The following is a 22881-nucleotide window of genomic DNA, read 5'->3' on the forward strand; positions in this document are numbered from 1 at the left end:
GGTCTTAATGGGTTCTATGTTTAAAGAAGAGATATATTGTATTCCTCCTTTAAGTAATTACTCCTATAGTTTTCCTAGCCCACGTTTTGCCTCAGATGAGGGATTGCTTGCCTATGGTGGTGATCTCTCATCTGTTCGTATTCTGACAGCATATAGAAATGGTATTTTCCCTTGGTACAATAAGGGTGACCCAATTTTATGGTGGTCTCCTAGTCCAAGATTGTTACTCTACCCTGGTAAATTCATTGTGCAAAAATCTTTTCGACGCATATTGCGAAATGCTGGTTTTAGTGTAACTTTTGATAGACATTTTTCTAAGGTGATACACCACTGTGCAACAATCATGCGAAAAGGACAGAATGGTTCATGGATTCTTCCTGAGATACAGGAAGCATACATCAGGCTACACGAAGAAGGATATGCCCATAGTATTGAGGTACATAAAGAGGGAAAACTGGTTGGGGGACTGTATGGAATTTCTATGGGAAAGGCCTTTTTTGGGGAGTCAATGTTTTCACTGGTGAAAGATGCCTCCAAGGTTGCCTTTAAGGCGCTCAGTGATGTTTTAGTTGAGAAAAGTTATGATTTTATTGATTGCCAGATGGAAACAGACCATATGATTCGACTAGGAGCAGTTACAGTCAGTAGAGATTATTTTCTTGATTTGCTTGACCAAACACTGCAAAAACCAAGTGAACTAGGAAATTGGCAACATTTTCATTGGGAATATAAGGAAAAAGAAAACGATGGTAAATAAAGAGATAGACTTTTCGTTATGGCTGGATTTTGTTGAGCGAGATTATTTGAAGAATCAGTTTAACAAACTGATTGAAAAAGGGATTATTAACGGTGCAACGAGCAATCCAGCAATTTTTGCTTCAGCTATTACAACTTCACCAGCATACAAAGCACAACTTGCTTCTCTTGAGGGCAGAAGTTCCAAAGAAAAGTATGAAGCATTAGCGATTGAAGATATCCGTATGGCGGCACAAGCACTTAGACCACTGTATGATATGGATAATGATGGATATATCTCTATTGAAGTTGATCCTTTTCTGTCCAATAATACACAAGGAACGATAGAGGAGGGTAAACGACTTTTTAAAGCAATTGGTGAACCTAATGTTATGATTAAAGTACCCGCGACCAATGCTGGCTATGAGGCAATGACAATACTGCTCTCTGAGGGAATTTCTGTTAATGCTACGCTTGTTTTTTCCCCTCTTCAAGCACAACGATGTGTTAAAGCAATGGAAAAAGGAATGGAGCAGACTGATAAAAAGATTGATGGTGTTATCTCTGTTTTTGTTAGTCGTTTTGATAGGATGCTTGATAGTGATCTTATGCAAAATGGTATTGATGTGGGATTGACAGGTATTTACAATGCAGCAAAGATATATAACCTAATTGAAAAAAATAGTAATATGCATATCCGTACACTTTTTGCTAGTACAGGAGTCAAAGGGGATGATTTGCCCCCATACTATTATATGAGGGAACTGCTTGCATCACATGCTGTTAATACAGCACCACTGGCAACCATTGAATCTTGGATTGCGGTCAAAAAAGTATTACCAAAACTGCCTTTAGAAGACACAGTCATTAATGGCTATTTTACTAAGCTTTCTGACAATGGTTTTGATATGGAGATGGTTTATGCTACACTTCTAAAAGAGGGGTTGGAGGCGTTTGAAAAAGCCTTTCAAGAGATGCTTGATATACTACAATAAAGAAAGAATATGGAAGAGAAACTCAAACTATACCTGCAAGCAATGATTAGCAATGAAGGAAGTGACCTTCATCTCAAGTCTGGATCAAATGTACGGGTTAGAGTACATGGTATACTAAAATTATTGGGAAAGGATATATTGAGTACCGAGCAGATGGATAAACTTGCTCAAGAGATTATGACACCTGACCAATATAAAAAACTTAAGCAAGACCGTAATCTTGACTTCTCCTACTCTACAAAAAATGAGTATCGATTTAGGGTAAACTTTTTTTATCAAATAGATGGATTGAGTGCAGTATTCCGCACTATTCCTGCTAACATTTTAAGCATTGAACAGCTTAAACTTCCCAAAGCTGTGAATGATCTTGTTAATATTCAACGTGGTCTTGTGCTGGTAACTGGTATAACTGGTTCAGGCAAATCAACGACTCTTGCAGCAATTCTTGACAAGATTAACCGTGAAGAGAAAAAACATATCATTACAGTAGAAGACCCAGTTGAGTTTATACATAAGGATAAAGGATGCCTAATCAATCAAAGAAGTATTGGGCAGGATACACACTCTTTTGCCGATGCTCTAAGAGCAGCACTACGCGAAGACCCAGATATCATTCTTGTTGGGGAGATGAGAGATCTAGAAACAATTGATATTGCTATGCATGCTGCTAATACTGGGCATCTTGTACTTTCTACTCTTCATACATTAGATGCAAAAGAGACTATTGATAGAATTGTAGGCATGTTTCCTAATGATGAGCAGAATCGTATTAGAATATCTTTGGCTTCTGTTCTTGGGGGGATTCTCTCTCAGCGCCTAATTCCAACTATTCATGGTGGAAGGGTTGCAGCTATAGAAATCTTAAAAAAAACTGCACGTATAGAACAGCTAATTGCAGAAAATCGCGATACAGAAATTCCAGATGCACTTTCTGATGGAAAAGAGATTTATGGTACCCAAACCTTTGATCAGGCACTATTAGATTTACTTAAAAAAGGTGAAATTGATGATAAAACAGCACTTAAGTATACAACTAATCCAGCAGATATGAAGTTAAAAATGCAAGGGATTGGCAAAGATGCTATTTTTGATGAAAATGCTGATAACAAAGATCTTGATTTCTTCGATTTTAAAGACGATAATGAAGAATAGTTTAAAATTATTTTGGTATAATCCCCTCCTAAAATTTAAATTTAAAGGACATACTAATGTTAGAAGGTATCGTTAGAGAGAGTATCGGAAAAACTACTGCAAAGAAGTTTAGAAGAGATGGTTATCTAACTGCAAATCTTTATGCCAAAGGTGTAGAGAACATTCAGGCTGCGTTTAAACGTGGTGAGTTTGTAAGGGCAGTAAGAAAAAAAGATAGCCTCACATTTCCTGTTAAAGTGGGTGATAAAGAACTCAATGTTGTTATTCAAGAGTATCAGTTACATCCTGTGCATGGTGAAGTTGTTCATGTAGATCTTAGAATTGCTGTTCCTGATCAAGTAACTGATTATCTTGTACCAGTTGTTACACATGGAATACCAGTAGGATTGAAGAACAAAGGAGTTCTTGTTATGTCTAAAAAGCGTGTTAAAGTAAGAGGAGCTATTGAAAGTATGCCTGCCAAATTTGACTTGGATGTTTCACATCTTGATAGAGATGAGTCTATTTTGGTAAGAGATATAGAAGTACCTGAAGGATGTCGCATGATGGACAGACCTGATGTTGCTGTTTGTGGTGTAATTAAAGCGAAATAATCTATGAAAGCACTGTTGTGATACTCTTCGTAGGTCTGGGAAATCCAGAATCAAGATACGAAGATACACGACATAACATTGGTTTTAAGGTAGTCGATGCACTTGTTGAAAAACTTGGAGCACGAGATATATCTAAAAATACATTTTACGGTAACCTCTACCGTACAACCTCCACCCTTTTTTTAAAACCTATCACCTATATGAACTTATCAGGCAAAAGTGTGCTTCCTGTTAAGCAATTTTTTAAACTTGATTTAGAAAATATTATTGTAGTGCATGACGATATTGACCTTCCTTTTGGTGCAGTACGTTTTAAAAGAGGAGGTGGGAATGGTGGACATAATGGGCTAAAATCCATTGATGCAACAATAGGAAAAGAGTACTTTCGGGTTCGTATTGGTGTGGGTAGACCAGAATACAAATCACAGATAGCTGAGTATGTATTGCATGACTTTAATCAAAAGGAGGCACAATATCTTTCTTTATTGATTGGACATGTTGCAAAAGCATGTCAGATGATTTCGCAACATAAATTTAATGAGGTAAAGTTATGCTATACACTTAAATCTATAGAGGCACTCAGTTTATGAATGTATTATCCTTACCACTCTATTTTCGCTATTTAGTTAAACATTATGTACAGAACTTTCTTGCTATTTTATTTGGTTTGGCATTTGCTTTTGCTGCCATTGATTACTTTCAGCATATACAGCAATTTAATATTTCAGGCAATTATAAAATTCTTTATATTTACTATATGTGGCAGGAAGCACTATCATTGCTTTATCCTCTTGCCATTGTATTTGCGTTAATTATAACAAAATTGAATTTTGTTAAGCAGGGTACAATGGCGGCACTGTATGCATTTGGTTATAGTAAAAAACAGTTGGTTTTACCAATTATATTTGTTATGACACTAACTTATAGTATTTTTATTACATTACACATGACCGAGTTTTCTTATGCAAAGGACAAAGCTGCTGTATTGCTGGAAAATCACATCAGTGCCTATGATACTAATGACTTTTTTTTTAAGTATAATGATACATTTGTTTATATGAAAAAACTTGATCCAATACATAAGAGGTTGGAGGAAATTACAATTTTTAAGGTTAAAGGACATAAGGTTCTTTATACAATATATGCACCTTATGCTATTTTCAATGGGGAAGAATGGGAGGCAAAGAATGCCACATTGAAAACACATGTTTATGAGCAAGGGAGACTCATGAAATATAGTGTAGAAAATAAAAAGAGCATTAAGACATTACATGGATATAAGCCAAAAATTATTGAATCATTATATGAGGGGAAGGCACTCAATATTCTTGATGCATATCATACATGGATGCTATTAAAAATACAACATCTTGACTCCAGCAAGATACGAGCTGCCTTGTATGCAAAAGTTGTTATGCCTCTTTTTGCATTGGCATTAGCAATTATTCTCTTTTTTAAGATACCGTTTCATACAAGAATGATACATTTTGGTTTGGTTGTTTCTGTTGCACTTGGGGTAACATTCATGATTTGGGGAGTACTATTTGGGCTCAATCAGATTGGTGCAAATGGTGTATTGTCTCCAGAGGTGACAGTCATTATCCCTATTGTGTTGTTGTGGCTCTATGCGATATATGTCTACTTGACAAATGAACGAACAATCCAATAATCATGCCTCTCTTAATGATTTTTAGATAAAATCACTCTAAATATCATGAGGATTTGAAATGCCCATAGATTACAATGCTTTACTAGAGAAATATGGTTCTCCACTCTATATGTATGATTTTGACTATATCGAGAACCGTTATAAAATCCTCAAAGAGGCTTTTTCTGGTAAAAAATCACTGATTAACTATGCGGTCAAGGCAAACTCTAATCTTTCACTCATTCAGCATCTTGCAAAACTTGGTGCAGGGGCAGACTGTGTGAGTATAGGGGAAGTCTATCGTGCAATTGATGCTGGCGTGAATAGATATAAAATTATTTTCTCTGGTGTGGGGAAACGTGATGATGAGATTGAAGAGGCACTCAAAAGAGATATTCTGATGCTTAATATTGAGAGTGAAGCAGAGATGAAGCGCGTAGAGAAAATAGCCAAAAAGCTAGGAAAAGAGGCACGCATCTCTATTCGGGTCAATCCCAATATTGATCCACAGACCCATCCATATATCTCGACGGGACTACACGAGAATAAGTTTGGTGTCGAAATAGATATGGCAAAGTACATGTATATCTATGCCAATAAATCTGAGTATCTCGATCCAGTAGGGATTCACTTTCATATTGGATCACAGTTGACCAATCTTGATCCCATTAGGGAGTCAGCTATCATTGTGGCTGATCTTGTACGTTCACTCAAGGCAATCAAGATTAATATCAGGTTTTTTGATGTGGGTGGTGGTCTTGGCGTTGTGTATGATGATGAGATATTGATTAAAGAGACTGAGTATACAGAGGCAATATTTGAAGCGGTCAAGGGACTAGACTTGACCATTATGTGTGAACCTGGTCGGTATATGGTTGCTAATGCAGGTGCATTTTTTACAAAAGTATTATATGAAAAAAGTAATGGCAATAAACGTTTTGTTATTGTTGATGGTGCAATGAATGATTTGATTCGTCCAAGCCTTTATAATGCCTATCATAAGATTGAAGCATTGGGTATCAAGGGTGAGATTACCCCAGCAGATGTGGTGGGACCTGTATGTGAGAGTGGAGATTTTTTTGGAAAAAGTGTACCATTGCCACCACTGAATCATAATGATATTATTATAGTGCATTCAGCTGGTGCCTATGGGTTTACCATGGCTAGTAATTATAATACACGTCCCAAGCCTGCTGAAGTAGCACTTCAGGGAAAAAAAGATAGGCTTATTCGTAAACGAGAGACCTATGAGGATCAGGTATGTTTTGAGAAGGAGTTCCTACAGTAACTAGGAAGCAGGGGGAAGATTATGATGATACTTGATGAGCTTAGAGAAAAGATAGATAGGGTGGATGACACACTGCTTAGACTTTATAGTGAGCGGATGGAGTTGGTATATCAGGTAGGAGAACTTAAAAATACAGCTGGTGCACCCATTTACCGACCTGAACGTGAACAGGCAATCCTTCGAAGGCTTAAAGAGCAAAATAATGGTAAGCTAACTAATGAAGCAATCGATGCACTTTTCTTGGAACTTTTTGCTGTTGCTCGTAACCTTGAGCGCCCTGAAGCCATTGCTTACTTGGGTCCTGAAGCAAGTTTTACCCATCAAGCAGCAGAGAATAAGTTTGGTGCAATGAGTGCTTACTTTCCCGTTGCAACCATTAAGGGGGTTTTCCGTGAAGTGGCTAACGGTAAGGCAAAATTTGGGGTTGTGCCTATTGAGAATAGCTCGAATGGGATTGTTTCTGATACGATTAGTTGCTTGAATGATTATGATCTTAAGATTATTGCTGAAGTGGTAGTGGAAATACATCATGTATTAGCAACACAGGCAGAGGATATTAAAGAGATTAAACGTATTTATTCTAAAGATATTGCCTTTGGTCAGTGCCAGGACTTTTTAAATGATTTTGGTTTTGATGATGTTGAACAGATTCCAGTAGAGTCTACGGCTAAGGCGGCAAAATTAGCAACTGAAGATTCTCAAAGTGCAGCAATCTGTTCAGCAGTAGCAGCAAAAATATATAATCTTCCAATACTTTTTCAAAATATTGAGGACAAGCAGAATAATCGTACACGTTTTTTTATTATTAGTGATTTTGAAAATACTCAAAGTGGAAATGATAAAACCTCTCTGTTGGTAAAGCTTCTAAATAAACCAGGATCACTGGTAGAGTTTCTTAATGCCTTTGAGTCAGCAAAAATTAATTTAACCAAAATCAAGTCACATATTGTTGAAGGGGACTCAATTTTCTTTATTGAGTTCAATGGACACAAAGATGATTCAAAAATTAAAACAATTCTTCAGAAACATCAAGGTGCTATTAAAATATTGGGTTCATATGTAAAAGAGACAGACGACATTTAAATACTATTGTATGCATTTCTAAAATGCTTTTATTTTTTAAGGTGGCTATTTGCATCCACCGAACAGGGGAAACTTTGAAATTTAATAAAGTTCTAGACGATATCAGGATCTATGAAGCAGGAAAACCCATAGAACTAGTGGTGCGTGAATTTGGTGTAGTGCCTGAAGATGTAATTAAACTCGCTTCCAATGAAAACCCTATAGGAACTTCTCCTGCGGTAGAGAAGACAATCAGAAACTATGCGAACAAAGCACACCTTTATCCTGATGATAGCATGTTTGAACTCAAAGCAGCACTCTCTAGGAAGTATAATATTATAGATGAGAACATTATTATTGGGGCAGGAAGTGATCAGGTGCTGGAGTTCATTTCACGAGTACTGCTTAATGAAAATGAGTCAGTTTTAATGTCAGCAGTGACTTTTGCTATGTATGAGATTTACGCTAAGCAGATGGGTGCAAAAGTTTACCGTACAAAAAGTTGGGAACATAAGTATGATGAATTTATAGAAGCCTATCATATGTATCTCCCACGTATTGTCTATATTTGTACACCCAACAATCCTACGGGTGATGCTACAATCAAAGAGGAAGTGCTGCGTATTATCGAAGCAGTTGATTCAACACAAACACTGATTGTGGTAGATGGTGCTTATATGGAATATGCTGTTGCTAAAAATAAAAAGTATGCTATTTCGCCAAGTAGTCTTTTAAAGTATGAGCATGTGATCTATCTGGGTACCTTTTCTAAAGCTTATGGACTTGGGGGAATGCGTGTAGGGTACGGGATTGCTCAGTCAAAGCTGATTGAAGCACTTTATAAGATGCGTCCACCATTTAATATTACGACACTTTCATTGGCTGCGGCAATTACAGCAACACAAGATGATACTTTTGTCAGGGAGTCTATTGTGTTACACCAAGAACAGATCAAACGCTATGAAGTATTTGCTCAAGAGAATGGATTAGCATATATTGATAGCTATACCAACTTTATTACGTATCTTTTCCCCGATAAAATAGACTCAACAGTAATCTGTGATGCACTACTTAAACGTGGAGTAATTGTGCGAAACCTCATATCTTATGGTATGAATGCTATACGTATTACCGTGGGCACAGCATATCAAAACGATATTTTCTTTAAACATTTTTCAGAGGTTATTGCATGAAACATATAAATATTTTTAAAGCAAGAAAGATAAAAATTGACCTATGTTTAGGTAAAGATTTTACAGTTTCTGAAGTAAAATCTAATAGAATAAAAAAGAACTATCAAAAGACAGCAAAGAGTAAGTATGAATATTAAGAATTATTCTATTAAAGAGTTAGAAACACTGTCACAGGAGATACGCAATCGCATATTAGAGATTGTTAGCAAGAATGGTGGGCACTTGAGTTCTACCATGGGAGCAACTGATCTTATTGTAGCAATGCATAGGGTATTTGATGCCAAGAAAGACCCATTTATTTTTGATGTTTCTCATCAGGCCTATGCTCACAAACTACTTACTGACCGTTGGGAAAGTTTTAAGACGTTACGACAATTTGGCGGTATTTGTGGCTACACAAAACCCAAGGAGTCTCCCTATGATTATTATGTAGCAGGACATAGCTCTACTTCTATCTCTTTGGCGGTGGGAGCGGCTAAAGCAATTGCCCTTAAAGGAGAGTGCCGTACTCCTATTGCTTTTATTGGGGATGGAAGTATGAGTGCGGGAATGGTTTATGAGGCGCTTAATGAGTTGGGCGATAGAAAATACCCAGTAGTCATTATTCTTAATGACAATGAAATGAGTATTGCCAAACCTATTGGTGCAATTTCTAAACTACTTTCACAAACTATGGCAAGCTCTTTTTATCAAAAATTTAAAGGGAGAGTGGAGAAGATATTAGAGCACCTTCCTGAGAGTGCTACCTATATGGCAAAGCGTTTTGAAGAGAGCTTAAAACTTATTACACCTGGGATTCTTTTTGAAGAGATGGGTATTGAATATATTGGTCCAGTAGATGGACATGACATAGGAGCCCTGATTGAAACAATGAAGGTAGCTAAAAACTTTGGTAAACCAGTAATTATTCATGCACAGACCACTAAAGGTAAGGGGTATGAGATTGCTGAAGGTACAAAAGAGCATTGGCATGGTGTTGGGGCATTTGATTTAGAGACAGGCAAGGCATACAAAAAAAGTAGTACCAAAACTGCTACACAGATCTTTTCTGAGACGTTAGCAATGATGGCTGACGGTGATGATAAGATTGTTGGTGTGACTGCTGCCATGCCAAGTGGTACCGGAATTGATATGGCAATGAAGAAATATCCTGAGCGTTTTTGGGATGTAGGGATAGCTGAACAGCATGCTGTTACCTCCATGGGACCACTTGCCAAAGAAGGATTTAAGCCTTTCTGTGCCATCTATTCAACATTTCTTCAGCGAGGGTATGATCAAGTAATTCATGATATTTGCTTGATGGATCTTGGTATTACTTTTGCTCTTGATCGTGCTGGAATTGTTGGAGAAGATGGAGAGACACATCAAGGGGTTTTTGATATTTCATACCTTAGACCTATCCCCAATATAACACTATTAGCTCCCTATAATGAGAGCAGTATGAAAAAGGTAATGGCTTTTGCTAAAGACTACGAAAGCCCCTGTGTCTTCCGTTATCCTAGAGGTGCCTTTCTTGCAAAAGATTGTGAAGTACCTGATTATGAGCTTGGTAAAGCACATCTGTTACAAGAAGGAGAGAGTGATATACTTTTAGTAGGTTACGGTAATGGAGTAGGTAGAGCAGAACAAACAGCGGTATTGCTTGCACAGAAGCCTGCAATTCTTGATCTACGTTTTGTCAAACCACTTGATAAAATAATGCTAAAAATATTGAGTAAAAAGTATAGACGCTGGTATCTTTTTTCTGACTCTGCAAGGCAGGGAGGGGTAGGATCTGCCATTTTGGAACTCTTTGTTGAATTGGGTATTGACAATGTAGCATTAATTTCTTTTGAGTATGATGATAATTTTATTACCCATGGGAACACAAAACTAGTAGAGGAAAGTCTAGGGATATTGCCTATACAAATTGCTCAGAGAATTAATGAAGAATAGTGGTTATATGTATCGCAAAAGCACTAAACTTAATAAAATGCTTCAAGTATTTTATTAAGTTTAGTGACAAACAAGGAACGTGAATGAATGAATATATTTTTACCAGCGAATCAGTAACTGAAGGACATCCTGACAAGATGTCAGATCAGATATCCGATGCAATTTTGGACTACATTATTGCAGAGGATCCTAATGCTAGAGTGGCATGTGAGACATTATTGAGCAATGGTTTTTGTGTGATTGCAGGTGAATTGAAAACAACAACGTATGCTCCTATGCAAGAGATTGCCCGTGAGGTAATACGCGATATTGGCTATACTGATGTGGCATATGGGTTTGATTACAGAAGTGCAGGGATACTCAATGGGGTTGGAGAGCAGTCTTCTGATATTAATCAAGGAGTTGACCAAGTAAGTGGGGAGATTGGTGCAGGAGACCAAGGCCTAATGTTTGGCTATGCTTGTAAAGAGACACCTGAATTGATGCCATTGCCTATTATACTAGCACACAGACTAACTTCAAAATTGGCAGAGGTACGCAAGAATGGTACGGTACCATTCCTTAGACCTGATGGCAAAGCACAGGTTTCTGTAAAATATATTGATGGAAAGCCAATTAGTGTCGATACAGTAGTTGTCTCTACACAGCACCATGATAATGTTTCATTAGAACAAGTACAAAAGGCAGTACATGAAGAGGTGATTAATCCAGTACTTGATACCTATGATATGTTGCATGATGAGATTGTTTACCATATTAATCCAACAGGTCGTTTTGTTATTGGCGGTCCTCAGGGGGATGCAGGACTAACAGGACGTAAGATTATTGTCGATACCTATGGGGGCTCTTGTCCACATGGGGGAGGTGCATTTTCAGGAAAAGATCCAACCAAAGTAGACCGTTCTGCTGCTTATGCAGCACGTCATATTGCTAAAAATCTTGTAGCAGCAGGTACTTGCGAAAAAGTAACACTTCAGATAGCCTATGCAATTGGAGTAGCAAAGCCTGTCTCAATTTATGTCAATACACATAAAACTGCTCATATTGATGAGGAAAAAATTATCAAATGCATTGAAACACTCTTTGACTTGACCCCTAAAGGGATTATAGACTCTCTTAATTTATTACACCCAATTTACCGAAAAACAGCAATATATGGACACTTTGGTAGAGAAGATCAGGGGTTTGGTTGGGAGAAGCTAGACAGAGTCGATGATATTAAGTCGTTTTTAAACATTTAATTAAAGAATCATTTAAACAACTTTTGCTATAGTTTGAGCATCTTAATAAAGGAGAAATAAAATGGCAGTAATTATTACAGATACTTGTATCAACTGTGCCGCTTGTATTGATGAGTGTCCCGTAGAGGCTATTGTTGATGAGGACGATAACCCAACAGGTGAAGAGATTTATTATGTTTATCGTGATAAATGTGTTGAGTGTGTGGATCACTTTGAAGTCCCAGCATGTGCTGAAGCATGCCCTACAGAGGGATGTATCCAATGGGATGACCCTGTTGATGGTATGCCTTCATCAGCCGATAGAGGCACAAAGGGTGAGCCAGTTATTGAAGACTAGTTCCTCTTTTTAAGGTCGGGTTTTCCCCGACTATTTCTGAATATCTTCTCTTTTTCTCTTTTAATAATTTTTTAATATCTTTTTAGATAGAATTCCGCCCGAATACTTCACTTGTCGAAGTAAATTATCCCGTAGGAATTATAGATGGAACAAACACTATCAATCATTAAGCCAGATGCAGTTAAAAAGAATGTTATAGGACAGATTCTTGCACGTTTTGAAGAAGCAGGGCTGAGAATTGCAGCAACCAAAAAGACTAGACTCTCTAAAGTTGATGCAGAAGCATTTTATGCAGTACACAAAGGTCGTCCTTTCTTTGGTGAACTTGTTGAGTTTATGATTTCAGGTCCAGTTGTTGTTTCTGTTCTTGAAGGAGAGAATGCAATGGCAAAAAATAGAGAACTAATGGGAGCAACTGATCCAAAAGAGGCGGCACCAGGTACGATTAGAGCAGATTTTGCTGATAGTATTGATGCTAATGCAGTACATGGAAGCGACTCTCTTGAGAATGCAAAGGTCGAGATTGATTTTTTCTTTGCTCAGAGGGATATCCGTTAATTAAGAAGATTTTTTGAAAATTATTTTTGATAAAGTAGGCAGTACCCCCAAACCTATTGAACTTGAAGTTCGAGGGATAACACTAAGTGGTACGCTACAAAAAAGTGGTTATCATCTTGTTCTACTTGATGCTTTTATAAAAGGGAAAATGCCCCTTTTTTGTGATAGATGTGGAGAGAAATATCTTTATAGGGTTTCTTTTGAGCTGAAGTTGACACTTAGTGACCAAGTATCGGAAAATAAAGATGATTTAGATATAATCGAATTTTTAGATGGCATTATCGATATAACGTACATTATTGAGAGTGAAATCAATGCAATAGAGGGTGTGTTTCATTATTGTGACCAATGTGACGGTAATGACGAACTTCTTGAGATAGAATATTAATTTTTTAGTAAAGGATAGAGTATGGCAGTACCTAAAAGACGTGTAAGCAAAACAAGAGCAGCAAAGAGAAGAACGCATTATAAACTAACACTTCCAATGCCAATTAAAGATGCAGATGGAACATGGAGAATGCCTCACCATATGAACATGACAACAGGTGAGTACAAGTCTAGTAAAGCGTAAGCATAATGATAAAGATCGCAATTGATGCGATGGGTGGGGATTTTGGTTCCGAACCTATTATTGAAGGTGTCGTTCAGGCACTTGAAGGAAGAACTTTTTTACCCATACTCGTAGGTCAAAAAGAAGAGATTCTTGCTTTTCTACCCCAATATTATATTAATAAAGTAGAGATTATTGAAGCCTCTGATGTCATTGATATGGCTGATCAGGCAACCAATGCACTTAAGCGTAAAGATTCCTCTATTTATAAAGCGGTAGAACTTGTACGAAATAAAAAGGCAGATGCAGTGGTGTCTGCTGGACATAGTGGTGCAACAATGACACTAGCAACACTACGTATGGGTCGTCTACCACATATCTCCAAACCAGCACTAGCTACATTGATGCCAAGTCTTGGTGACAATAAGACATTGGTACTTGATGTTGGTGCAGTGACAGATTGTACGCCACAAAATCTTTATGAATTTGGCGCAATGGGTGAAGCATATATTGAAAAAATATTTCATATAGAAAACCCACGTGTAGGACTTCTTTCGAATGGTTCTGAGGATAGCAAAGGGAATGCTTTAACGAAAGAAGCTTTCATGCTACTGAAGAACCTTAAAGGGTTTGTTGGGAATGTAGAAGGAAAGAATATTTTTGATGGTAGTGTTGATGTGGTTGTCTGCGATGGATTTACAGGAAATATTCTACTTAAAACAAGTGAAGGTGTTGTGACCACGGTCTTTGCTTTGATGAAACAGTATATACGCAAATCGCTTCCTGCAAAAATTGGTGCACTAATGATGCGAAAGAAGGTTTTCATCAATATGAAAAAAGAGGTTGATAAAGATGAGTATGGTGGTGCACCACTACTTGGTATTGATGGGTGTGCTATTATCTCACATGGTGCCTCTAATGCAAAAGCAATCAAAAATGCTATTTTCCAAGCAATGGACTATATGCAGTCTGATGTTAATAGTGAGATAGAGTCACTTTTAACGTAATAAGATATAATCAAAGAGGAGACACTTTATCCTCTGTTCTGTCTTCTTTATCCCTCCAAGTATTAGAAATTTATGGTAAAATAGAATTAGAATTTATGACTTAAGGATTTAGATGTTTCATGCCTCTCTCTATGCTTCTTTTCGGTCTATTGGTGCGTATGTTCCCCCCAAAACTCTTTCCAATAAAGATCTTGAGAAGATAGTTGATACCAGTGATGAATGGATTACCAAGCGTACAGGAATTAAAGAGCGTCATATTGCGGCCGATAATGAGTATACCAGCGATATGGGTACCAAAGCAGCAAAACAAGCAATAGAACGTGCTGGGCTTAAGCCTGAAGAGATTGATTTAGTTCTATGTGCTACCGTGACACCTGATTACTTCAATATGCCCTCTACTGCTTGTATTATTTCGGACAAGCTAGGTATTCAAAATGTACAAGCATTCGATATATCTGCTGCTTGTAGTGGATTTGTCTATGTGCTTTCTATTGCTAAAGCATTTATTGAATCAGGTATGAAAAAGAATGTTTTAGCCATAGGGGCTGAAAAGTTCTCATCAATTGTAGACTATACGGATAGAAGTACATGTATTCTATTTGGTGACGGTGCAGGTGCAGCAGTTATCTCTGCAACAGAAAATAGAGATGATGCCTTTATGGATGTTCATGCAAGTGCCGATGGTTCCTATGCAGACTTTCTTGTAACACCCGCTCCGGGTACAGTTAACCCTGTTAGTCAAAAAGTAATTGATGAAGGGTTAAATTTTGTTCAAATGAAGGGGAATGAAACCTTTAAGCTGGCAGTGAAGACCCTAACAAAAGATGTTAAAGAAATTCTTGCTAAGAATGAGATTATTTCAGAGGATATTCCTCATTTTATACCACATCAGGCAAATTATCGTATTATCAAAGCAGTGGGAGATGCCCTTAAAATGCGAGAAGATCAAGTGGTTTTAACTGTTCATAAATATGGCAATACCTCGGCTGCCTCTATTCCTATGGCAATTAATGATATTTGGGAGTCCGGCAGGCTTCAAAAAGGTGAATTGATGCTTCTTGATACTTTTGGTGGAGGGCTGACTTGGGCTTCAGCTCTTCTTCCGTTTGCAGGAGAAGCAAGCAAATAAGTCTTTTTATTCACACAAGTATTATTGATTATAATTATATTTTTCTGCCTTTTTAAAAAAGTAGAGTTGAAAAGTAACAGAGCATAAAGGTTATTTGTGAAAATAGGATTTATTGGTGATATTGTAGGGAAGCCTGGTCGTTTTATTATTAAAGAGCACCTTCAAGTACTTCGAGATAAGTACTCTCTTGATTTTGTTATTGCCAATGCAGAGAATGCTTCCCACGGTTTTGGACTAACGGTCAAGAATTGTGAAGAGTTATTGGAGTATGGCATTGATGTAATGACTGGTGGGAACCATAGTTTTGACAAGAGAGAGATCTTTAAACTCTTTGAAACCCACCCTCTTATACGTCCCATAAATTACCCAGAAGCAACACCAGGGAAAGGACTTTACCGTACACGTATTGGTAATAATGAGATTGCAGTAATCAACCTAATGGGATACTACACTATGCCGATGGTTGATAATCCCTTTACAAAGGTTGTGCCAGTAATTGCTTCATTGAAAGCTGAGGGAGTGAAACATATTATCATAGATATGCATGCAGAGGTGAGTGCAGAGAAAAATGCATTGTTGCACCTTTTTAGAGGAGATGTTTCTGCTATTCTAGGTACCCATACACATGTAGGAACTGATGATCTTCAGATAACAAGCGGTTGTTGTTATGTGACCGATGTAGGGTTGACTGGTTGTCGTGATGGTGTGATTGGTATGGATAAAGAGGTGCCGATACACCGTTTTCTTACTGGTACAGGTGGACATTATGATATTCCAAAGAATTGCAAGGCAATCTTTCAGATGATTATATTTGAATTAAATGATGAGGGACGATGCATAGATGCTAAAAAGATTAAAATCTATGAAGAAGAAGCACAAGTAGTGACATCTGCTTGGTTGGAAGAGTAATCGACCTATTTTTTAAATAAATATTTTAAATTACTAGGGAAAAATGATAGCTATAGTAATTGTGATTGGGATAAAGATGTTATTAATCTTTCCAGAGTTTCTGAGAGTTTTCTCACGATATAACAGCAGTAATTTTTAGCTCCAATATCCAAGCATGGAATTGGTATATGATTTTCTAGAATAAGTAATCCAAAAAGATATTTTTGTAGATTAGATATTTTTCTTGATACGTACTTTTTTTGGCGAGAGAAGCTCCATTGCCACTTTGACCATAGGTTCTTCGAGCAGAATGGAGGGGTCTTTCTCTTTAGATGCTTCGGTATTTCCTGCATCTGGAGCAATACATGAACTTTTCATTTCAATATCTTTAGATATCAAGTCAGCATCGGTGCCACTATGTGTAGATATGGGTTGTGCGGTGACAATATTTTTATCTTCAGATATACTATTTTTTAAGGTTTTGTCGCTATCTTCTACTGGTTTTTTGTTGCTACTTGTTGGAGCTTTTTTTTTAATAATATTTTTGATTGTGGTTTCTAAGCCAAAGATTTCTTTGACAAACATATTGATTAGTCCCCAGTGCTTAATAAGCATTTTTTTATCATTTTCTTCAGCAGTTGATTCCCATGTTAGAAGGTTCTCCTCGAAACCAATAAAGGTAATATTTTTCTCAAAACAGCTTCCAAGGTCATAGTCTCGGTCATAAATCTTTTTAATAAAGATATCAAAAAGATTAGTACTGGGTTCTACATTTTGAGTATCAAGAGAAGAAGTGTGAGTATTTTGAGCCACCATGTTACTGCTACTATCAGGCGCCTCTTTTTCTATTTTTGATAAAATTTCTGGTGAGAGAATCTCCTCTTCTGTAATTGTAATAACTTCTTTTGACATAGAAGCTTGTTTGGGGGTATTAACAATTTTACTACTTACTGTTACTCCCTTAAGCTCTTGCTCTAGACCACGTATCATGGCATCGATTTCTTTTATTTCAAGGGCTTCAACCATTTTGAAAAGTACCAAAGAGAGAACAAACTCTCCATCGCTTCCTAGGGCTAATAGACCTTTAGACTCTGCAATAGTACGAAAAAATCGCTCAATAATCATTGTGCTGAGCTTGCTGCTACCTTCGAGTAATAGATTTTTAAGATAGAGTGTTAATTCATCAAGAATCATCTCTGCCTCATAGTCGGCTGCTTTACGAATAAATCTTAAAATAGCATCATTATTTTTATTGATAATATTATCTAAGAGTGTTTCTAGCATACTTGGTTCTATGATACCAAGCATGCCTGTTACAGTTGCAACATCAACATGGTTTTGTGAATAGACAATTGCTTGATCAAGCAGTGTCAGGGAGTCTCGCAAGCTTCCTGCACCCGTACGAGCAATAATCTCAATAGCCTCTTTTTCAAATTCAATTTTTTCGAGGTTGAGAATATGCCCAAGGTGTTGTGCTGTTAAATTTTGTGGGATCTTTTTAAAACGAAAGTGTTGTGTTCTAGATAGAATGGTTGCAGGCAGCTTGAGTGGATCGGTAGTAGCAAGGATAAATTTGACAAAATCAGGCGGTTCTTCGAGTGTTTTGAGTAGGGCATTAAATGCTTGATTGGTAAGCATGTGGACTTCATCAATAATAAAAATCTTGTAGCGAGCAGAGCTTGGTTTGTATTTGGTGTGCTCAATGAGATCTTTGATATCATCAATTCCACGGTTACTTGCCGCATCCATCTCAATGGTATCCATATGGCGATTTTCTGTTGCCATCACACAATGAATGCATTCACCACAAGGATGAGAGCTAGCACCTTTTTCGCATAAAAGTGCTTTGGCAAAGATACGTGCAGTGGAGGTTTTTCCACTTCCTCTTAGGCCAGAGAAGAGGTAGGCATGAGAGAGTTGTTGATTATCCAGTGCCAGTGAAAGTGTTTGGGAGACTGCCTCTTGTCCAATTAAATCATTGAAGGTGGTAGGACGGTATTTTCTGGCTAGGGCTAATGACACCACCACCTCCTCAATTTATAGTAATATATTGTAGTCAATTTTTACTTTTGGTTGGTATAACTGAGAAGAATTTATGAAAGAGAAAAGATACTGCTTGAATGATGTAAAAAAGAGCAAGACATGCAGAGCATAAGCTAGATGTGACAAATTATATAAATGCAATATTTTAAAAATACTATTTCTCTTCCTCTTTCTTCTGCAAACCTCTTCCTACGGAAAAATGCGCTATAATCCTTCCAATTTACTTCCCTTTAAAAGTGAGAATATATGAATTATGAGCCAAGTGAGATTGAAGCCAAATGGCAACGAAAATGGGAAGAGGAGCAGGCTTTTGAGCCAAATGATTCTCTGACACAAAAGAAGAAATATATTTTAAGCATGTTTCCGTTTCCAAGTGGTCGTCTGCACATGGGACACGTACGAAACTATACTATTGGTGACGCATTGGCACGTTATTACCGCAAGCAAAAATTTAATGTACTACATCCTATCGGATGGGATGCTTTTGGCATGCCTGCAGAGAATGCCGCAATCAAGCATGGTAGACACCCTAAAGAGTGGACCTATGGTAATATTGACTATATGCGTAAAGAACTTAGTGCATTGGGTCTTAGCTTCTCCAAAACACGTGAGTTTGCTACTTGTAATGAAGCTTATACCAAACATGAGCAGAAGTTTATTATTGAAATGTATAAGAAGGGACTACTCTATCGTGAGAGTACGACAGTCAATTGGTGCGAAAGCTGTCATACTGTACTTGCCAATGAACAGGTTGAAGAGGGGTGCTGTTGGCGTTGTGATAATCCTGTTAGGCTTAAAAAGATGCCTGGATATTACTTAAATATTATCTCCTATGCAGATGAACTGCTTGAGAATCTTGAACAGCTCGATGGTAAATGGCCCCATCAGGTTATTGCGATGCAGAGAAATTGGATTGGGAAGTCTCAAGGACTCTCATTTAGGTTTGAGTTGAGTCAAGAGAGCAAAGTAAAACTTGGTAGAGAGTTTGATGGATATGAAGTTTTTACTACACGTCCCGATACAGTTTATGGAGTGACTTATTCTGCACTAGCAGTGGAGCATCCTATTACAAAATATTTAGTTGAGCAAGGACTACTTGAAGCCAGCGTAATTGAGAAAATCAAAGCCATTGCTAGTATGACAGAAGTAGAGCGTGCACAACAGGACAAAGAGGGGTATCCACTGGGTATATCCGTTGTGCATCCGCTTACTGGAGAAGAGATCCCTGTTTGGACAGCAAATTTTGTATTGGCAAGCTATGGTAGTGGTGCAGTTATGGCAGTACCAGCACATGATGAACGTGATTTTGAATTTGCTACCAAGTATGATTTGCCAATTAAGCGTGTTATTGAGGGGGGTGAGAATTTGCCCTATATTGGGAATGGGATACTTATTGAGAGTGAACATTTTAGTGGCGCAAAGAGCGATGAGGCAAAGAGAGCTATTATTAACTATATGGAGGAAAAGGACAAGGGTAGAGGGACGACTAACTATAAACTACGTAATTGGGGAGTTAGCCGTCAACGCTATTGGGGTGCACCAATTCCATTTGTTCATTGCGATGATTGTGGACTTGTGCCTGAAAAATTTGAAAATCTACCTGTTACGCTTCCTGAAGATGTGGAGATTACTGGAGAGGGAAATCCACTAGAAAACCACCCAACATGGAGATTCTGTCAGTGTCCTAGGTGTGGCAAGGATGCTGTACGCGAAACAGATACACTTGATACCTTTGTACAGTCAAGTTGGTATCAGTTTCGTTATGCGACTAACTCTAAAAAATGGAATGAAATTGGTATTGATAAAGATGAAGCCAACTACTGGCTAGGTATTGATCAATATATTGGTGGGATTGAGCATGCCATCTTACACCTACTCTATGCACGTTTTTTTACTAAAGTACTTAGGGATTTTGGTTACCATAGTATTGATGAGCCTTTTACACACCTATTAACACAAGGAATGGTGCTTAAAAATGGTATAAAAATGAGTAAGTCTAAAGGTAATACAGTCGATCCTGATGCTTTGGTGCAGAAGTATGGTGCTGATACGGCACGTCTATTTATTCTCTTTGCCGCACCGCCACAAAAAGAGCTTGAGTGGAATGATTCAGCCGTAGAGGGTGCTTTTAAGTTTATCAAAAAACTATATGATCGCAAAAATAAAGTAATAAGTGATACATTATCTCAAATCGATCACAGTAGTTTAGATAAAGAGAGTAAACTGGCACGTCAGAAAGTATATGAAGCCCTAAAAAAATCAACTGATGTCTATGAGAATACTTTTGCTTTCAATACACTCATTGCCGCTTGCATGGAGGCACTTAATGCACTCGATAAACAGAAAAGTAGCGATGTTTGGACAGAGGGGATGTATATTATGCTTAATTTACTTGAACCAATAATTCCACATATAACAACTGAACTGAGTGAACAACTCTTTAATAGAGACAATCTTAGAACAAACATACAAGTCAAAGAAGAAGTTTTTGTACAAGAGAGTATCCTTTATATGGTAATGATTGGAGGGAAAAAACGGACAGAGATTGAAGTTAACCCGTCTACCTCACAAGAGGATATTCTTGTTGCCGCTAAAGTAGCAGGAGAGAAGTGGCTTCAGAATATGCAAATTGTCAAAGAGATTGTTGTGCCTGGTAAATTGGTTAATTTGGCAGTTAAGCCAATTACTTAGTGAAGAATATGCATATAAAATATAATTTTATTTTTATACAATTAAAGGGTAGACAAGATGAAGATTATCAATAAATATTTTTTGAAGAAAAATATACCAAAATATGTCATACTTTATATACCATACTTCATGATGATAGTATTGCTATTGACTGCCTGTAGCTATAAGCCCTCTGCCCATTCGATTAAAAAATTCTTTGGTAATAATATATTTATTGAAGTCAATGTTGACAGAGCAGAACCTGAAAATGCATCCTATATTAAAGATGAGATGAATCGGATTGTTTACCAGCATTTTAAAGGACATGTTGTTTCTAAAGAGGCAGCAGAAAGTCAGATATATATTGATTACCATGGAAGTACATTTGAGCCACTTACCTATACCAATGGATATGTAACACGTTACCGTGTCAACATGCAGGTACATTTTCATATGATTACCCCAAAAGGTGTATTGGATAAAACAATTTCTACGATTTATGAGTCTGATATTGAAGAGAGCGCACTACGGTCATCCACGTTACGTATTGAGGCAATTAAAAACGGATTGAAAAAGGCTATGGATGAGTTCATTACATATGTGAGTGTCAAAGGAGTATTAAATGTTAAACGCTAAGTATTGAGACAATGGATTTAATCACTTTTTTAGACCAAAAACCACTTTACTACAAAGAGATAGATCATGAGCGAGTACATATTGCCTATGGGGTACTCAAGTCATATATCAAGCATCCTAGAACAATTCATATAGTAGGTACAAATGGAAAAGGAAGCATAGGGCGAATGATTGCTCATCTTGCATGGTGTCAAGGAGCGAGTATTGAACCATATGAAAAAAATTCTTTCTGTTTTTCGGTAGGACACTACACCTCTCCTCATATTTTAAAGTTTAATGAACGTATTTGGATAAATGGTACAGATATCTCCGATGAGGTGCTTGAGTATGCGCATCAGAGACTTTATGGTATTCTTGGCAAAGAGATGAGTCAAGCACTCTCCTATTTTGAGTATACAACACTACTTGCATTGGTTGTATTTGAAAAATGTGATTTGATAATACTTGAGGCAGGGCTTGGTGGTGAATTTGATGCAACCAATATTTGTGACAAAGAACTTTCTGTTATCACTCCCATTGGTATTGATCATCAGGCATTTTTGGGTAATACCATCGTAGAGATCGCAACAACAAAAATACGCAGTATTCAAAAAAAAGTTTTGTTAGCCCCACAGCCATATTCAGAAGTGGTAGAAGTAGCAAAAAAAGTTGCAAATGATACAAAATCAACCCTTGTGTTTGCTCAACTATTTGAAGATAATCCCATAGAGGATATCTGCAAGAGCTACTCCTGTGTATTAAAGCAAATTGCCAAACAAAAAGGTTGGCCGAACTTTCTTATACAAAATGCTATGGTTGCTATGCAGGCTTTAGATATGCTAGAGATACCGTATGACCTAAGAGATCTTGAAAGCCTAAGACTTTTTGGTCGTTTCTATCCAGTGACAGAAAATATTCGTATTGATGTTGGACACAATTTATTGGCAGCAAAAGTTATTGTAGAAGCAATGGAGCCTAAAACAGTACTCATTTACAATTCACTCGATGATAAAGATTATGAGATAATATTACGGATACTAAAACCTAAGCTTAAACGTGTAGAGATTATTGATATTAATTCACAGCGTGCAACAACCAAAGTATCGATAGAGTTTGCACTTGAGAGGATTGGAATACCTTATAGTGATTTTAATGGCATACTTGATAAGAATGAATATTATTTGGTCTTTGGGTCATTTTATACTGTTGAAGCATTTTTAAAAACTATCAAAATTAAATAAG

Annotated in this window: 22 protein-coding genes; 21 read left to right on the plus strand and 1 reads right to left on the minus strand. The window is 37.2% G+C overall.

Going from position 1 to position 22881, the window contains the following annotated elements; genetic code table 11:
* The first annotated feature begins 7 nt into the window (after window positions 1-7).
* The 18 genes from aat to LGB01_00940 all read left to right on the plus strand — a co-directional run bounded on the left by aat (window position 8) and on the right by LGB01_00940 (window position 16332).
* Window positions 8-757 (plus strand): leucyl/phenylalanyl-tRNA--protein transferase, encoded by a 750-nt coding sequence (gene aat / locus LGB01_00855; protein MCB4752775.1) that lies wholly within the window; start codon window positions 8-10, stop codon window positions 755-757.
* On the plus strand, window positions 747-1730 hold the full coding sequence (locus LGB01_00860) for a transaldolase (GenBank protein MCB4752776.1): 984 nt from the start codon (window positions 747-749) through the stop codon (window positions 1728-1730). The genes aat and LGB01_00860 overlap by 11 nt, the downstream gene beginning before the upstream one ends.
* Window positions 1731-1739: 9 nt before the next feature.
* Window positions 1740-2882: a PilT/PilU family type 4a pilus ATPase gene (locus LGB01_00865; GenBank protein MCB4752777.1), complete on the plus strand. Its 1143-nt coding sequence runs from the start codon at window positions 1740-1742 to the stop codon at window positions 2880-2882.
* 56 nt (window positions 2883-2938) lie between these two features.
* Window positions 2939-3475, plus strand: coding sequence for a 50S ribosomal protein L25/general stress protein Ctc (locus LGB01_00870; protein MCB4752778.1), 537 nt, complete (start codon window positions 2939-2941; stop codon window positions 3473-3475).
* A gap of 17 nt (window positions 3476-3492) precedes the next feature.
* The gene (gene pth / locus LGB01_00875) at window positions 3493-4065 is read left to right on the plus strand and encodes an aminoacyl-tRNA hydrolase (protein MCB4752779.1); all 573 of its coding nucleotides are present in this window, start codon (window positions 3493-3495) and stop codon (window positions 4063-4065) included.
* Window positions 4062-5144: an LptF/LptG family permease gene (locus LGB01_00880; protein ID MCB4752780.1), complete on the plus strand. Its 1083-nt coding sequence runs from the start codon at window positions 4062-4064 to the stop codon at window positions 5142-5144. The genes pth and LGB01_00880 overlap by 4 nt, the downstream gene beginning before the upstream one ends.
* Window positions 5145-5202: 58 nt before the next feature.
* Window positions 5203-6411, plus strand: coding sequence for a diaminopimelate decarboxylase (gene lysA / locus LGB01_00885; protein MCB4752781.1), 1209 nt, complete (start codon window positions 5203-5205; stop codon window positions 6409-6411).
* 24 nt (window positions 6412-6435) lie between these two features.
* Window positions 6436-7494: a chorismate mutase gene (pheA, locus tag LGB01_00890; GenBank protein ID MCB4752782.1), complete on the plus strand. Its 1059-nt coding sequence runs from the start codon at window positions 6436-6438 to the stop codon at window positions 7492-7494.
* A gap of 74 nt (window positions 7495-7568) precedes the next feature.
* Complete coding sequence (gene hisC, locus LGB01_00895) at window positions 7569-8666, plus strand: histidinol-phosphate transaminase (GenBank protein ID MCB4752783.1); 1098 nt, start codon at window positions 7569-7571, stop codon at window positions 8664-8666.
* A 126-nt stretch (window positions 8667-8792) separates the two neighbouring features.
* Entirely contained in the window at window positions 8793-10601 is a 1809-nt protein-coding gene (gene dxs, locus LGB01_00900; GenBank protein MCB4752784.1) for a 1-deoxy-D-xylulose-5-phosphate synthase, read from the plus strand.
* An 83-nt stretch (window positions 10602-10684) separates the two neighbouring features.
* The gene (gene metK, locus LGB01_00905; GenBank protein MCB4752785.1) at window positions 10685-11842 is read left to right on the plus strand and encodes a methionine adenosyltransferase; all 1158 of its coding nucleotides are present in this window, start codon (window positions 10685-10687) and stop codon (window positions 11840-11842) included.
* A gap of 61 nt (window positions 11843-11903) precedes the next feature.
* On the plus strand, window positions 11904-12179 hold the full coding sequence (locus LGB01_00910; protein ID MCB4752786.1) for a 4Fe-4S dicluster domain-containing protein: 276 nt from the start codon (window positions 11904-11906) through the stop codon (window positions 12177-12179).
* 144 nt (window positions 12180-12323) lie between these two features.
* Window positions 12324-12737, plus strand: coding sequence for a nucleoside-diphosphate kinase (gene ndk, locus LGB01_00915; GenBank protein MCB4752787.1), 414 nt, complete (start codon window positions 12324-12326; stop codon window positions 12735-12737).
* Between the two features lie 13 nt (window positions 12738-12750).
* Window positions 12751-13125, plus strand: a complete 375-nt coding sequence (locus LGB01_00920) for a DUF177 domain-containing protein (protein MCB4752788.1) — start codon at window positions 12751-12753, stop codon at window positions 13123-13125.
* 21 nt (window positions 13126-13146) lie between these two features.
* A complete protein-coding gene (gene rpmF / locus LGB01_00925) occupies window positions 13147-13308 on the plus strand; it encodes a 50S ribosomal protein L32 (GenBank protein MCB4752789.1) in 162 nt (53 codons plus the stop codon).
* A gap of 5 nt (window positions 13309-13313) precedes the next feature.
* On the plus strand, window positions 13314-14294 hold the full coding sequence (gene plsX, locus LGB01_00930; GenBank protein MCB4752790.1) for a phosphate acyltransferase PlsX: 981 nt from the start codon (window positions 13314-13316) through the stop codon (window positions 14292-14294).
* Between the two features lie 112 nt (window positions 14295-14406).
* Window positions 14407-15423, plus strand: coding sequence for a ketoacyl-ACP synthase III (locus LGB01_00935; GenBank protein ID MCB4752791.1), 1017 nt, complete (start codon window positions 14407-14409; stop codon window positions 15421-15423).
* Window positions 15424-15519: 96 nt separating this feature from the next.
* Entirely contained in the window at window positions 15520-16332 is an 813-nt protein-coding gene (locus tag LGB01_00940) for a YmdB family metallophosphoesterase (GenBank protein ID MCB4752792.1), read from the plus strand.
* 210 nt (window positions 16333-16542) lie between these two features.
* Here the strand turns inward: LGB01_00940 and LGB01_00945 are convergent, their stop codons facing one another.
* On the minus strand, window positions 16543-18333 hold the full coding sequence (locus tag LGB01_00945) for a DNA polymerase III subunit gamma/tau (protein MCB4752793.1): 1791 nt from the start codon (window positions 18331-18333) through the stop codon (window positions 16543-16545).
* A gap of 267 nt (window positions 18334-18600) precedes the next feature.
* Between LGB01_00945 and leuS the strand changes: the two genes are divergently transcribed.
* The 3 genes from leuS to LGB01_00960 are packed head-to-tail and all read left to right on the plus strand — an operon-like array spanning window position 18601 to window position 22880.
* Window positions 18601-21045: a leucine--tRNA ligase gene (leuS, locus tag LGB01_00950; protein MCB4752794.1), complete on the plus strand. Its 2445-nt coding sequence runs from the start codon at window positions 18601-18603 to the stop codon at window positions 21043-21045.
* A gap of 57 nt (window positions 21046-21102) precedes the next feature.
* Window positions 21103-21660, plus strand: a complete 558-nt coding sequence (locus LGB01_00955) for a hypothetical protein (GenBank protein ID MCB4752795.1) — start codon at window positions 21103-21105, stop codon at window positions 21658-21660.
* Window positions 21661-21671: 11 nt separating this feature from the next.
* Window positions 21672-22880 (plus strand): bifunctional folylpolyglutamate synthase/dihydrofolate synthase, encoded by a 1209-nt coding sequence (locus LGB01_00960; GenBank protein ID MCB4752796.1) that lies wholly within the window; start codon window positions 21672-21674, stop codon window positions 22878-22880.
* Window position 22881 lies beyond the last annotated feature (1 nt).

Origin of the sequence: Sulfurovum sp., from assembly GCA_020525365.1 — a bacterium.
Classification (GTDB): domain Bacteria; phylum Campylobacterota; class Campylobacteria; order Campylobacterales; family Sulfurovaceae; genus Sulfurovum.